Here is a 13319-nt window from a genome sequence, read left to right as displayed (position 1 = left end):
CTTTGTCTACAAGCTGAAAGCCCGCAGAAACTGCGGGCTTTTTTGTCTGTTCTGATTGTGGTTACAGGAAACTTCTCCTGACCTTATGCCAAAATGAATTATCCTTAAGTTTCACTGTTTTTACTTTTCGATCGGACAGCTCAAATCGAATGATTTCTGAGTGCCTGATGCTTAAAGCTTCATTATCAATGCCGATGATCGGATACTGGTTATTGTCCTGTTCGAACTTAAAAGTCAGCTTTCTCTCACTGCTTAATAGAAAGGAAGAACCAAGCGTCCGGTAAAGGTTATTGTTTAATGATGCCATCTCGCTCACCTGATAGCACTGCAGCTTTGGATCGACGACCGCACCGGTGACTGATTTATTGTATGCCGTGCTCCCGGTGGGAGTGGATACGATCATTCCGTCTCCTCTAAAAGTTTCAAAGTACAGATCATCAATGAATACATCCATCGCAAACGTCTTGATGACGGAGGAGCGGATGGAGCATTCGTTCAGGCAAAAAAACGTTGAATCATCATAGTCCATCGTTACAGCCAACGTTGGATATTTTCGTACTTCCACCTGGTGTTTGTCCATAGCGGAGATCATTCCCTGGTGATCATCTATTTTAAAGTCGCAGTAAAATCCGAGTTCTCCCGTACTGACACCGACATACAAGCAATCTTCGCGAAAGCCTGTTTTTCTTACGGCTTGTAAAAAGGCACCATCCCCTCCAATAGAAGCGATGATATTGGATTGCTTATGGTCATCCACGATCTTAAATCCATAATTTTCAGCAAGAGTAAGTAAAGGGTCCACTTTTTTTAATACTTCATCTTCCTGTTTATAGAACAAGTATAAATTTCTGCGTTCGTCTGCCATGTAAAGGCCTCCTGTGGAAATGTGTCTGTCACAGTATCAACTTCTACTTTCTTTTATGAATTCCTTTTGTTAATCGAAACAGGTTTATTTTTTCTCACCCAGACCATAATGAAAATGAAAGGAAGTATGGCCTGTGATGATTTTTTTTATTGTGCTTTTTATTTTATTGCTTCTATTTATTGTTCTTTTGTTTTCCACCGTGCACGTATCCTTTTTATATTCTCATCAAGGGGACGATGATTTTTTGCGGCTCAAAGTGTCAGTTTGGAAATTTATTTCTTATTCTTTTGTTGTGCCAGAAGTTAAAGTCAATACTTCCGAAAAAAAGATTGAAGTCAAGGGAAAATCAAAAGGAACTACTGGCGCTAAACGTAAAAAAACAAAGATAACCGTACAGACCATTAAGGAAAACTACAAAAAATACAGCCGGCTCCTTGTTCAGGTTACGGGGTTCTATCGAATCCTCAGGCGCTTTTTGAAGAAAGTAAAAATTTCAGAGGTAAGGTGGGACAGCAGGTTTGGGTTGGGTGATGCAGCTTCAACCGCTGTTGCTTCAGGTGCGATCTGGGCCCTAAAAGGAAATGTGCTCGGCATATTATCACACTTTGTCTCTTTAAAAGGCGTTCCTTCCATTCAGGTCATACCTGTATATCAAGGTACTCTTACGCAAACCAGGCTATCCTGTATGATTTCTTTTAAAATCGGGCATGCTATTGTCGTCATGTTACAGATGTTGAAACATTGGAGAAAAATAAGCTCCAGCAAAAACAAGAAATCTAAAAAATATATAGCAGGAGGAACATCACATGTCTGAGCATCCTATTGAAGGCCTTATGAAGACGGCAATGGAAAATTTAAAGCAAATGATCGATGTGAACACGATTATCGGCGATCCTGTAGAAACGCCGGATGGCAGTGTGATCTTGACCGTTTCTAAGGTAGGTTTTGGTTTTGCAGCAGGAGGAAGCGAATTCAACAACAGTGATCAGCAAAACCACGGAGGCGGCCAGCAGCAGGGACAGAATTCCGGAGAGGAACTTCCTTTTGGCGGAGGAAGCGGCGGAGGTGTTTCAATTACTCCAATCGCGTTTTTAATCGTTGGTTCTACAGGCGTAAAAACCATTCACCTGGATAATAGCACTCATCTTTATGAACGCCTGCTTGACCTGGCTCCAGGAGTGGTGGAGAAGATACAGCATATGATGAACAACAAGAACAGACAAAGAAATGTTCAGCAGAACCAGCAGCAGAATCAGAACCAGCAGCAGAACCCTTTCTAAGTTAACTGTTTTAGCAGTTAGCTTTTTTCTTTGGGGCATCGTTTCATCACTTAATCCAGCTTCAATTGGACAAAAGCCTGGTCATTTCAGCATTACATTTTATTTGCACAATCGCGGTCTTCGCTTTATTATGAAACATGTACATAATTAAATAAAGGAGGCTTTTTCATGGGAGTAACATTTAAGGAAAAACCAGTTACGCTGGCAGGCAAGCAAGTGAAGGTTGGTGACCAGGCTCCAGATTTCAAGGTGCTTGCCAACGACCTCTCAGAAGTGACGTTAGCAAATTCAAAGGGGTCTGTTCGATTGATCTCTGTTGTGCCTTCTGTCGATACAGGCGTTTGTGATGCGCAAACCCGCCGTTTTAACGAAGAAGCATCCAAGCTCGACAATGTTAAGGTCTTAACCATCTCTGTTGATCTGCCTTTCGCCCAGAAACGCTGGTGCGCTGCTGCAGGTGTAGAGAACGTGCAGACTCTTTCCGATCACCGTGATTTGTCATTCGGCCAAGCATACGGTGTAGCGATCGAAGAATTACGCCTTCTTGCAAGGGCTGTTTTTGTGGTGGATAGTTCAGACAAAATCACGTATGTGGAATATGTGGATGAAGTAACAAACCACCCAAATTACGAAGCTGCTATCGAAGCTGCAAAAGCTGCTAATTAAACAAAAAGACTCCGGACGCTTGCTCCGGAGTTTTTTAACGGTGTTCCATCTCCCATAAACGCTTCATTGAACAATAGAGAACCAGCTGTAAGGATATAGGAGGAAGTAAGATGAGCAGCCTTTCAAACATAGAAAAGCTTTTTACAGTGATTGACCAATCATCTGAGAGAATTAAGCAAGAAGAAGAAGTAACCTATCTCGACGCGCTTGTGGAAACAGGTGAAAACTTGTTCCATCAAGAGATACCGGACGAGGTTTCGCAAATAACGAAAGCCTTCTTAGAAAAAGAATACGCAAAGATCAATCTTGATGCGATGGAAGCGGAAGAAATCAGAAAAGCCTTTCAGCTCGCTGTTTTAAAAGGGATGAAGGAAGCCATCCAGCCGCATCATGCGATGACACCAGATGCTGTAGGCTTATTTGTCGGATATCTTGTACAAAAACTCATGCAGCAGAAAAAAGAATTCGTGATTCTCGATCCCGCAGCCGGATCAGGAAACCTGCTGACTACGGTGTTGAATCAGTTTGGCGAGGGCGTTAAAAGCTTCGGAGTTGAAGTGGACGAAACACTTCTTCGTTTGGCCTGGATCATATCCAATCTGCAGAAGCATAACGTGGAATTTTATCATCAGGACAGCATCAAGCCTCTATATGTGGACCCTGTTGAAATCGTAGTGTCCGATCTGCCGGTCGGATTTTATCCTGACGATGACACAGCTAAGGAGTTCAAGGTGTTTTCAGAAAAGGGACATACTTATGCACACCATTTAATCATCGAACAAAGCATCAATTATTTAAAAGATTCAGGCTTTGGCGTGTTCCTCGTGCCGAATTCATTGTTTTCAAGCGAACAAGCCCCTTTGCTTCAAGCTATGCTGAAGGAACGTGCAGTAACTTTGGGGATGATCCAGCTGCCTATGTCACTCTTTAAACAGGAAAGCCAGGCCAAAAGCATCGTTCTGCTGCAAAAAAACGGAGAACAAACCATCAAACCAAAGCAGGCCCTGCTTGTTGATCTGCCGTCCTTTTCTAAAAAACAAGCGATGGCGAGCGTAATGAGCCAGATGAACCAGTGGTTTAGCACCGAACTAACACGCTCATGATAAAAAAGCCCCGGCTTCAATGTGAGCTGGAGTTTTTTTATTGGCCCAATATATGAAAATGATGTGATATGCAAGTGAAAGTAAATCATGTCGAATCGCAAGTGATGCCATCTAACAACCCTGAAACCCAAAAAGCTTTCGTTTCTCCTGAAGCAATACTCCATTGGAACACCCCGTATGCAAACGAATTCATTTCTGAATATAACGAATATGTACAGAAAACGCTTTACAAGCTTGAAATAAGTGAGCATGGGTGTTTAAATGGTTAAGGATATTATGAATTTACAATGGCAGAAGTTCATGTCATTTATGCACTTCTTTTTCATTGCTGTTAAGGAGCTAAACAGAATGGCAAAAATTATCGCAATCAACGCTGGGAGTTCTTCACTGAAATTTCAGCTGCTCGAGATGCCTGAAGAGCATGTTCTCACAAAAGGTGTAGTCGAGCGTATCGGTTTAAATGACTCCATTTTTACTATTGAAGTAGATGGAGAAAAAATACAAGAAGTAACAGAGGTTCCCGACCATGGAGTAGCAGTTAAAATACTGCTCGGAAAGTTAACGGCCCACGAAATCATCTCCTCTTATGATGAGATTGAAGGGATTGGCCACCGTGTCGTTCACGGCGGTGAAAAGTTCCATGATTCAGCTGTAATCACTGACAGGGTCCTTGAAGAAATCGAGGAGCTTTCTTTCTTGGCCCCTCTTCATAACCCGGCTAATGTTGTCGGTATCAGAGCGTTCAAAGAAATTTTGCCAAACGTGCCTGCTGTGGCAGTGTTCGATACGGCGTTCCACCAATCCATGCCTGAGCAATCTTTTTTGTATAGTTTACCATATGAATATTATGAAAAGTACGGCATCCGAAAATACGGATTCCATGGTACTTCCCATAAGTATGTTTCTGAGCGTGCAGCCGAACTGCTTGGACGTCCGGTCGAGCAGCTTCGCCTTTTATCCTGCCATTTAGGCAATGGTGCGAGTATTGCGGCCATTGAGGGCGGGAAATCCATTGATACCTCTATGGGCTTCACTCCGTTGGCAGGTGTGACGATGGGAACACGTTCCGGTAACATTGATCCGGCATTGATCCCTTATATCATGCAAAAAACAGGACAAACTGCGGAAGAAGTACTAAACGTATTAAATAATAAGAGCGGTATGCTTGGTGTATCCGGATTCTCTTCCGACCTCCGGGACATTGAGCAAAAAGCAAAAGAAGGAAACGAAAGAGCAGAGCTTGCTCTAGAAGTTTTTGCGTCTCGTATCCATAAATATATCGGTTCATATGCGGCGCGTATGGCAGGATTTGATGCGATTATCTTTACAGCAGGCATCGGTGAAAACAGTGATACAGTCCGTGCACGTGTTCTTAGAGGATTGGAATTCATGGGCGTTTACTGGGATCCTGCACTAAACAAAGTACGCGGAAAAGAAGCATTCATCAGCTATCCTCATTCACCGGTTAAGGTTATCATCATCCCTACGAATGAAGAAGTTATGATCGCCAGGGATACTGTAAGACTATCTAAATAATGGTTAGGATAAAGACAGCTTTTCCAACAAAGCTGTCTTTGTTTTTATGGACGGGTTTCGTTTCCCGGACTGTACACGTTAAGGGTGCCTCCTCAGGTTGTATACCTCTGTTAAAAGAGATTTCCTCGGGTTTTTTGTTTTTATCGTTGAAAAGAATGTATAATATGTATAACAAATGTGCTAAAGGCAGGAGGTTGAATTGTGAGCTTAACTTCAAGAGAGGAAAAAGTATGGCAATCCATCACCCAGTGGGAATCCAGTTATTTTGACTATGAGCCGACAGATTTTGAAGCAACCTATGAACGGTGGATTAAAAATCAGTTGAATCAATTGAACCCGGCACTCATTGAAAAAATGAATGATTTTATTGATTCTGCACTGTTTCATGTTCACGCATTGATTCAAAATTCCAGGTACCAAACAGATGTGAGAGAGAGGCTGTTGTCCGAAGCACGTATTTTTAATTCCGAAATAGAGGATATTGAAGATCTACAAACATGTACAATCGAACAGCTTACATATATTGCACAGCAGCAGATTGCCAGAAGCAGAATTATTTCATTGGCACAGGGCGGGCTTTCCGGTACTGGCGGACTGCTGCTGGGGATGGATATCCCGGCAATGATTGCTCTGCAAGTGCGTTCCATACAATACATTGCAATGAATTATGGATATGATATTCAGAGACCGTCTGAAATGATGATGTCCTTAAAGGTATTTCATGCGTCCACTTTGCCAAAACGCTATCAGCATGAAAGCTGGAACGAGCTTCTTGATGAGATCTCAAACGGAGAACGAGATGCATTCTTTTATGTGGGCGACGAATCTGTGGCCGATGTTTCCTGGCTGTCGATGCCGCTAAAACAAGGAATAAAGGGAATCATCATTACCATGCTAAAGAAAAAGATGGTTCAGGGCATTCCTTTGCTCGGTGTTCTTTTTGGAGCGACCATGAACTACCAAAAGTCCAGAGAAGTGACGGAGTTTGCTCATAAATTTTATCAAAAACGCTTTCTTATTGAAAAACAGTTATAATGTTTATGCATAGACCATACAAAACACCCGAAATGATTTCGGGTGTTTTGTATTTATATGTGAAGTTTCAGGCTGATATCCTGATGTGTTCTGTACCAAAGCCATAAGTCATTGATCACAGATGCCAGTTCAGCGATCTCCCAATTCAGAGTGCAGGAGCGTTCAAAGTTTTCTTCCACACTGAGCTGATCCTGTTTCGTGTTGATGATCTGTTCTATTGAATGGATCCGGTCAGGAATGGTGCCCCTCACGGATTCCCATTGGGCCAATATTCCCTCCTGCCTGGCAGGAGAGTATTCTTCCCAAGACTTTTGCAACAAAGGAAGTTCGATGCCTAACCGTTCGTTATAAACAAAATCAGATGCCATGTGTATCACCTCACCCTTATTTTACATGAAAAGACATGAAGTTGCGAATGAATAAAAACTAATATTTATACATCTTGATAAATAATTATTGAAAATCGCTCAAAATGTTGTTATAGTGTATTCAGAAGAAATAATTTGAAGTTGCAAAAGGCAGCTTCTTTTATTTTTACTTGTGGATGTATAAAAATTTATAGTTTAGTATTTTAATGCAAAGGGGTTTTATAGATGGCGAATAAAAAAGTGGTATTAGCGTATTCAGGCGGATTGGATACTTCAGTAGCGATTAAGTGGCTCCAGGAAAAGGGGTACGATGTCATTGCACTTGGGCTTGATGTGGGAGAAGGCAAGGACTTGGACTTTGTTAAAGAGAAAGCGCTCATGGTAGGAGCGATTGAATCCATCAGCTTAGATGTTAAAAAAGAGTTTGCTGAAGAGTTTGTATTGCCGGCTCTCCAAAGCCATGCCATGTACGAAGGGAAATACCCCGTGCTTTCAGCTCTTTCCCGACCGCTGATCGCAAAAAAACTCGTCGAGGTCGCAGAACAGTACGGAGCTCATGCGGTGGCTCATGGGTGTACGGGGAAAGGCAACGATCAGGTTCGATTTGAAGTTTCCATCTCTGCATTGAACCCGCATCTTGAAGTCATTGCCCCCGTCCGCGAGTGGGGATGGTCGCGCGATGAAGAAATTGAATATGCAAAAAAACATAATATCCCGATTCCTGCTACACTGGACAGTCCTTATTCTGTTGATCAAAACCTATGGGGCAGAGCCAACGAATGCGGAATATTGGAAGACCCATGGGCGGCGCCTCCAGAAGAAGCGTATGACCTGACCGCTCCTCTCGAATTTACGCCAGATACAGCAGAAATCATCGAGATCACATTTAAAGAGGGTGTACCTGTAGAGCTAAACGGCATTCCTTACAGCTTGGAGCAGCTGATCCAGTATTTGAATAAAGTGGCCGGTGCACATGGCATTGGGCGAATCGATCATGTGGAAAATCGTTTGGTGGGTATTAAATCAAGAGAAATCTACGAATGTCCTGCTGCGGTAACATTATTGAAGGCACATCGTGAACTGGAAGACATTACACTTGTGAAAGAAGTCGCCCATTTTAAACCTGTCGTTGAGAAAAAGCTTACAGAAGTGATTTATGAAGGTCTTTGGTTCTCTCCTATACGCCTGGCGCTTCAAGCCTTTTTGCAGGAAACCCAAAAATATGTTACCGGCGTTGTGCGTGTAAAGCTGTTCAAAGGGCATGCGATCGTAGAAGGCCGAAAATCACCGTTCTCCCTTTATGATGAAAAACTTGCGACATACAGCACGGAGGACACGTTCAATCATCAGGATGCTGTTGGATTCATTTCATTGTGGGGATTGCCGACAAAAGTGAGCAGCAAGGTGCAGCATAACGGGGTGAAAGCATGACTTCTAAATTATGGGGGGGAAGATTTACCGAAGCGGCTGAACAATGGGTCGATGAATTCGGTGCTTCCATTTCATTTGATAAAGAATTGGTAGAAGAAGATCTTGCAGGAAGCATCGCTCATGTGACGATGCTTTCGAAATGCGGCATCATAACAGAGGAAGAAGCAGAGACCATCAGAGGAGGTCTCAAGACGCTGCTGAAAAAAGCCCAGCATGGTGAACTGGAGTATAAAGTCGACTATGAAGACATCCACTTGAACCTGGAAAAGCTTTTGACCGACGAAGTAGGACCGGTCGGAGGAAAACTTCATACGGCAAGAAGCAGGAATGACCAGGTAGCTACAGATATCCATCTGTACATGAAAAAGCAGGTATCTTCGTTCATTCAGCAGATCAACCAGCTTCAAACGGTATTGGTGTCTCTTGCTGAAGAGCATGTGGAAACCATCCTTCCTGGTTATACCCACCTTCAAAGAGCACAGCCGGTATCCTTTGCGCATCATCTGATGGCGTATTTCTGGATGTTTCAGCGGGATAAAGAAAGGCTTACTGACAGCTTGAAGCGTATTGATCTATGTCCACTCGGTGCAGGCGCCCTTGCAGGTACAACCTTTCCGATCGACAGAACCTATACAGCTCAGCTTCTCGGCTTTGGAGATATTTATCAAAACAGTCTTGACGCAGTGAGTGACCGTGACTTTTTGGTTGAGTTCTGCAGCAATGCATCGCTCGTGATGATGCATCTTTCACGTTTTTGTGAAGAGCTGATCCTTTGGTCTTCTCAGGAGTTTCAGTTTGTGGAAATCAGCGACTCATTCGCCACAGGTAGCAGCATGATGCCGCAAAAAAAGAACCCTGATATGGCAGAACTGATCAGAGGGAAAACAGGACGTGTATACGGCAGCCTAATCTCGCTTCTTACCGTGCTGAAGGGGCTGCCACTAGCTTACAACAAAGATATGCAGGAGGATAAAGAGCCGCTTTTTGATGCAGTGACCACATTAAGAGGTTCCTTGTCCATCTTTACCGGCATGCTTGAAAGTCTTACGGTCCGCAAGGAAAATATGCAGAAAGCAGTGTCATCTGATTTTTCCAATGCGACAGAGCTTGCTGACTATCTTGTCAGCAAAGGCATTCCATTCCGTGAATCTCATGAAATTGTCGGTAAACTGGTGCTCAATTGCATCCAGAAGAACATCTTCCTACTTGATCTTCCTTTTGAAGAGTATTTGGCAGCTTCACCCTGTTTTGAACAGGATGTGTTTGAAGTTCTTCAGGCCAAGACGGCCGTCTCCAGACGGAATTCAGCGGGCGGAACCGGATTTGAAGCCGTCCGTGCTGCTCTAGAGACCGCTAAAACTAAGATCTGATTACCCAGATTGTGGCACATAATTTTCTCCTTCATTAGTGAACAATAGGGTTAAAAGATGAAGGAGGATGATGAACTTGACCGAAAAGAAACCAGTATCATTTGTGGATTTTGATCAGGAAAATGAAATTACCATACAGCAGCAGATCAACGAATCTTATCAAAGCGGGGTAGCTGACTATCTCGATCAGGGAAAGTCGAAATCAAAAGCCGAAGATGAAGAAAGCCTGCAATAAGCCAGGCAGACAGAAAGCAGGATGACCAAGTCGTTCTGCTTTTTTGTCTGCCTTTTGTCTGTATTAATGGCGCATCGCTGTGGTCCTGAATAGACTTAGTTATGGGGAAATGGTTACAATGATAATGAAGAAAGGAAAGCAGATTTTTTGGAGGTGGAACGGTGAGGCATGCCATTGTTACAGCAGGATCTAAAGGGCTTGGCAAAAAGGTGTCAGAACAGCTAATCAAGCAGGGGTGTTCCATCACTGTAAACTATCGTAGCGATGAAAACGCGGTGAGCCGGCTTAAGCGGGATTGGGAATGCTTCGGGAGCCGAATTCATTTTGTAAAAGGAGATGTGACAAAAAAAGAAGATATCCGGCATATTTGTGAATCTGCGATCGACCGCTTTGGGCGTATCGACTATCTTATAAATAATGCAGGCCCATATGTGTTTGAACGGAAAAAACTGGCCGATTACGAAGATCATGAATGGTACGAAATGATCGATGGGAATCTAAGCTCTGTTTATCATTTTCTGAAAATGACGATCCCGGTAATGAGAAAAAACGGCTTTGGGCGGATCATCACGTATGGTTTTCAGGACGCAGAATATACTCCGGGCTGGGTTTACCGTTCAGCCTTCAGTGCGGCAAAAGTCGGTCTCGTCTCGTTAACGAAGACGGTGGCCCTGGAAGAGGCGGAGCATGGCATTACCGCCAATATGGTCTGTCCCGGAAACATTATCGGTGACATGAAGGAAGCGGGCATCGAAGAAGCAAGAATTTTAAAAGATAAGGATACACCGATCGGACGTTCCGGTACAGGGGAGGATATCGCCCGGCTGATCGCGTTTCTGTGTGAAGAGAACTCAGACATGATCACTGGCAGTATCATTTCAGCGACCGGAGGTTTAGATGTCATCAACCGCCACCGCAAATAATGTATTAGTTTTTATTATTAGTGGTATGGTAAGTATAAACATTGACACGTTTTTACATAAATGATCATTGGTCCACAATGAGGAGGATGAAAAATGAAGATCGGTGTTCCGACAGAAGTGAAAAATAATGAAAATCGTGTGGCAATGACTCCGGCGGGTGTTCTTAACTTAGTTGCTTCCGGCCATGAAGTGTTTATTCAATCGGGTGCGGGCGAGGGTTCAGGTTTCCATGACAGCGAGTATGAAAAAGCGGGAGGAACGATTGTTCAGACCGCTGATCAGGCATGGTCCATGGATATGGTCATGAAAGTAAAGGAGCCGCTTCCGGAGGAATACGGGTATTTCAGGGAAGGACTCGTTCTATTCACTTATCTGCACCTTGCTCCTGAGCCCGAATTAACGAAAGCATTGATTGACAGCAAAGTTGTTGGCATTGCGTATGAAACCGTACAGCTGCCGAACCGTTCGCTGCCGCTTCTGACACCAATGAGCGAGGTCGCGGGAAGGATGTCTGCGCAGATCGGTGCACAATTCCTTGAAAAACCTAAAGGAGGAAAAGGGATCCTTCTTGGCGGAGTACCGGGAGTGAAAAGGGGAAAAGTAACCATCATTGGCGGAGGTGTCGTCGGGACGAATGCAGCAAAAATTGCAATGGGTCTCGGTGCGGATGTTACCATCATTGATTTAAGCCCGGAGAGACTGAGGCAGCTTGATGACATCTTTGGTAATGAAATCAATACCCTGATCTCCAATCCTTTGAATATCGCACTGGCAGTCAGTGAATCAGACCTTGTGATCGGTGCAGTTCTCATTCCTGGAGCACGAGCGCCAAAGCTGGTCACTGAAGAAATGATCAAATCCATGAAACCGGGATCCGTGGTCGTTGACGTGGCGATCGACCAAGGGGGAATTTTTGAAACGGTAGATAAAATCACAACGCATGACAATCCGACCTATGAAAAGCATGGTGTGCTTCACTATGCTGTAGCCAATATGCCGGGGGCGGTGCCAAGAACATCAACGATCGCCCTTACGAATGTAACCGTTCCTTATGCGGTGCAGATCGCCAATCAGGGATATAAAGAAGCCTGCCGGAAAAATGAAGCGCTTCTCAAAGGAATCAATACGTTGGAAGGGTATGTTACGTACGAGGCGGTGGCGGACGCCCATGGACTGGAATTTAAATCTGTGCACGAATTTATTGATCAATAAGAAAAGCGGATCCGCACTGGATCCGCTTTTCTATTTCTGCTGTTATTTAACGATCACTAGTTCTTTCGTAAACTGAGTGAGGCACTCGTGGCCATTTTCTGTGATGTACACATCATCTTCAATCCGCACGCCGCCTACTTCCGGCAGGTAGATGCCGGGTTCGACCGTATAGACCATGCCTTTAGTCAGCTTATCGTTATTTTTCTCGTTCATGGATGGGTGTTCATGAACATCGAGGCCGAGACCGTGGCCGATGCGGTGAGGGAAGTATCGGCCGTAGCCGGCATCTTCTATCATTTTTCTTGCTGCAAGGTCAAGATCGCCCACGCGGGTTCCGGGTTTACTGAGATCAAGAGAAGCCTGCTGCGCTTTCTTGACGATCTCATAGATTTCTTTTTGCTTTTCAGAAACAGATTGAAAAGCGACTGTTCTTGTAATATCGGAACAATAGCCGTCCACGACTACGCCTAGGTCAAACAAGACAAAATCACCTGGCTGAATCTCTTTCAGTCCAGGATTCCCATGAGGCATGGCCGATTTATCGCCAGCAAGGACCGTTGTGGAGAACGACATCTCTGCGGCTCCCTTTTTCTTAAGGGCGTATTCCACCGCAGCAACGAGCTCAAGTTCGGTCACCCCATTTCCGATCGCTGCAATACCTGTTTCTACGCCAAAGTCTGCAAGGCGGGCGGCTTCACGAAGAATGGAGATTTCGTCTTCGCTTTTGATCAGTCTCATGGCGTTCAGTTCATGTTCCACTGAAACGAGAGAAGCATTAGGAAACAGGTTCAACAGCTGCATACCGCGGTGATATGAAAGATGTTCCTTTTCAACGGCAATGGAATCCACCGAAGTAATGCCGCGGTCGGTGATTCGTTCAGAGAGCAATTCCCATGGGTTGTCGGTATCTGAGAAACCGATGATCTCGTGCTTCCAACCGGCGTTTCTTGCCTGCAGTTCTTCCATCCCAGGACAGACAAGAATCGGTTCTTTGTCCTGGAAAACAAAGACACCAAGAAGGCGCTCGTGGGGAAAACAACGGAAACCAGTCAAGTAGTAAACATTGGCTGTTGAGGTTACAAAGGCTCCCTGAATATTTTGTTCTTTCATCCAAGTTGTGAGTGCTTCGATTTTTTGCATGATCGGTATCTTCCTTTCTTATGTATGACGGATTCTTTGATTGCAATAGAGTTAACTTATGCCTTCAATGTATCACTATGGATGAGGGATGTAAACGAAGCATCAATCGAAATGGCGCGTTTAAGAATCAGAAAAAACGGAAATGAGAAGGAAAT

At 44.1% G+C, this 13319-nt stretch carries 14 protein-coding genes; 11 read left to right on the top strand and 3 right to left on the bottom strand.

The genetic code is table 11. The features are described 5' to 3' along the window. Positions 1-61: 61 nt before the first annotated feature. Positions 62-865 carry an NAD kinase gene (locus ABHN01_RS18590; protein WP_429876739.1) on the bottom strand — a complete coding sequence of 268 codons (804 nt, stop codon included), beginning with the start codon at positions 863-865 and terminating at the stop codon, positions 62-64. Between the two features lie 136 nt (positions 866-1001). Here ABHN01_RS18590 and ABHN01_RS18585 point away from each other — a divergent pair, with 136 nt between their 5' ends. The 6 genes from ABHN01_RS18585 (at position 1002) to ABHN01_RS18560 (ending at position 6485) form a co-directional block, all read left to right on the top strand. After that, positions 1002-1679, top strand: coding sequence for a DUF2953 domain-containing protein (locus ABHN01_RS18585; RefSeq protein WP_429876742.1), 678 nt, complete (start codon positions 1002-1004; stop codon positions 1677-1679). Beyond that, positions 1672-2145 carry a GerW family sporulation protein gene (gene ytfJ, locus ABHN01_RS18580; RefSeq protein ID WP_429876738.1) on the top strand — a complete coding sequence of 158 codons (474 nt, stop codon included), beginning with the start codon at positions 1672-1674 and terminating at the stop codon, positions 2143-2145. Before ABHN01_RS18585 ends, ytfJ begins: the two co-directional genes overlap by 8 nt. 168 nt (positions 2146-2313) lie before the next feature. After that, positions 2314-2811, top strand: a complete 498-nt coding sequence (tpx, locus tag ABHN01_RS18575; RefSeq protein ID WP_290398703.1) for a thiol peroxidase — start codon at positions 2314-2316, stop codon at positions 2809-2811. 110 nt (positions 2812-2921) lie between these two features. Further along, positions 2922-3914, top strand: coding sequence for a class I SAM-dependent methyltransferase (locus ABHN01_RS18570; RefSeq protein ID WP_429876737.1), 993 nt, complete (start codon positions 2922-2924; stop codon positions 3912-3914). 348 nt (positions 3915-4262) lie between these two features. Next, positions 4263-5450: an acetate kinase gene (locus tag ABHN01_RS18565; protein ID WP_429876736.1), complete on the top strand. Its 1188-nt coding sequence runs from the start codon at positions 4263-4265 to the stop codon at positions 5448-5450. Positions 5451-5651: 201 nt separating this feature from the next. Continuing rightward, positions 5652-6485, top strand: a complete 834-nt coding sequence (locus ABHN01_RS18560; protein ID WP_429876735.1) for an EcsC family protein — start codon at positions 5652-5654, stop codon at positions 6483-6485. A 53-nt stretch (positions 6486-6538) separates the two neighbouring features. Here the strand turns inward: ABHN01_RS18560 and ABHN01_RS18555 are convergent, their stop codons facing one another. Further along, a complete protein-coding gene (locus tag ABHN01_RS18555) occupies positions 6539-6853 on the bottom strand; it encodes a hypothetical protein (protein ID WP_290398708.1) in 315 nt (104 codons plus the stop codon). A gap of 225 nt (positions 6854-7078) precedes the next feature. Here ABHN01_RS18555 and ABHN01_RS18550 point away from each other — a divergent pair, with 225 nt between their 5' ends. The 5 genes from ABHN01_RS18550 (at position 7079) to ald (ending at position 12024) form a co-directional block, all read left to right on the top strand. Then, the gene (locus ABHN01_RS18550; RefSeq protein WP_429876734.1) at positions 7079-8284 is read left to right on the top strand and encodes an argininosuccinate synthase; all 1206 of its coding nucleotides are present in this window, start codon (positions 7079-7081) and stop codon (positions 8282-8284) included. Next, complete coding sequence (gene argH, locus ABHN01_RS18545) at positions 8281-9654, top strand: argininosuccinate lyase (protein ID WP_429876733.1); 1374 nt, start codon at positions 8281-8283, stop codon at positions 9652-9654. Before ABHN01_RS18550 ends, argH begins: the two co-directional genes overlap by 4 nt. Before the next feature lie 76 nt (positions 9655-9730). After that, positions 9731-9889 carry a hypothetical protein gene (locus ABHN01_RS18540; protein ID WP_290398711.1) on the top strand — a complete coding sequence of 53 codons (159 nt, stop codon included), beginning with the start codon at positions 9731-9733 and terminating at the stop codon, positions 9887-9889. 161 nt (positions 9890-10050) lie between these two features. Continuing rightward, positions 10051-10812, top strand: coding sequence for an SDR family oxidoreductase (locus ABHN01_RS18535; RefSeq protein WP_429876732.1), 762 nt, complete (start codon positions 10051-10053; stop codon positions 10810-10812). A gap of 93 nt (positions 10813-10905) precedes the next feature. Further along, complete coding sequence (gene ald / locus ABHN01_RS18530; RefSeq protein WP_290398713.1) at positions 10906-12024, top strand: alanine dehydrogenase; 1119 nt, start codon at positions 10906-10908, stop codon at positions 12022-12024. A gap of 42 nt (positions 12025-12066) precedes the next feature. Here the strand turns inward: ald and ABHN01_RS18525 are convergent, their stop codons facing one another. Further along, the gene (locus ABHN01_RS18525; RefSeq protein ID WP_429876741.1) at positions 12067-13167 is read right to left on the bottom strand and encodes a M24 family metallopeptidase; all 1101 of its coding nucleotides are present in this window, start codon (positions 13165-13167) and stop codon (positions 12067-12069) included. Positions 13168-13319: the final 152 nt, after the last annotated feature.

Source organism: Fictibacillus sp. NRS-1165, from assembly GCF_050468105.1.
Classification (GTDB): Bacteria; Bacillota; Bacilli; order Bacillales; family Fictibacillaceae; genus Fictibacillus_C; species Fictibacillus_C terrinigri.
The sequence above is the reverse complement of the archived record's forward strand: the minus strand, read 5'-3'. Positions and strand labels throughout refer to the sequence as shown.

What these genes read in the sequence shown, in the direction of transcription:
- ABHN01_RS18590 (WP_429876739.1), bottom strand. Translation starts at nt 865, where the DNA reads ATGGCAGACGAACGCAGAAATTTATACTTGTTCTATAAACAGGAAGAT.
- ABHN01_RS18585 (WP_429876742.1), top strand. Translation starts at nt 1,002, where the DNA reads ATGATTTTTTTTATTGTGCTTTTTATTTTATTGCTTCTATTTATTGTT.
- ytfJ (WP_429876738.1), top strand. Translation starts at nt 1,672, where the DNA reads ATGTCTGAGCATCCTATTGAAGGCCTTATGAAGACGGCAATGGAAAAT.
- tpx (WP_290398703.1), top strand. Translation starts at nt 2,314, where the DNA reads ATGGGAGTAACATTTAAGGAAAAACCAGTTACGCTGGCAGGCAAGCAA.
- ABHN01_RS18570 (WP_429876737.1), top strand. Translation starts at nt 2,922, where the DNA reads ATGAGCAGCCTTTCAAACATAGAAAAGCTTTTTACAGTGATTGACCAA.
- ABHN01_RS18565 (WP_429876736.1), top strand. Translation starts at nt 4,263, where the DNA reads ATGGCAAAAATTATCGCAATCAACGCTGGGAGTTCTTCACTGAAATTT.
- ABHN01_RS18555 (WP_290398708.1), bottom strand. Translation starts at nt 6,853, where the DNA reads ATGGCATCTGATTTTGTTTATAACGAACGGTTAGGCATCGAACTTCCT.
- ABHN01_RS18550 (WP_429876734.1), top strand. Translation starts at nt 7,079, where the DNA reads ATGGCGAATAAAAAAGTGGTATTAGCGTATTCAGGCGGATTGGATACT.
- argH (WP_429876733.1), top strand. Translation starts at nt 8,281, where the DNA reads ATGACTTCTAAATTATGGGGGGGAAGATTTACCGAAGCGGCTGAACAA.
- ald (WP_290398713.1), top strand. Translation starts at nt 10,906, where the DNA reads ATGAAGATCGGTGTTCCGACAGAAGTGAAAAATAATGAAAATCGTGTG.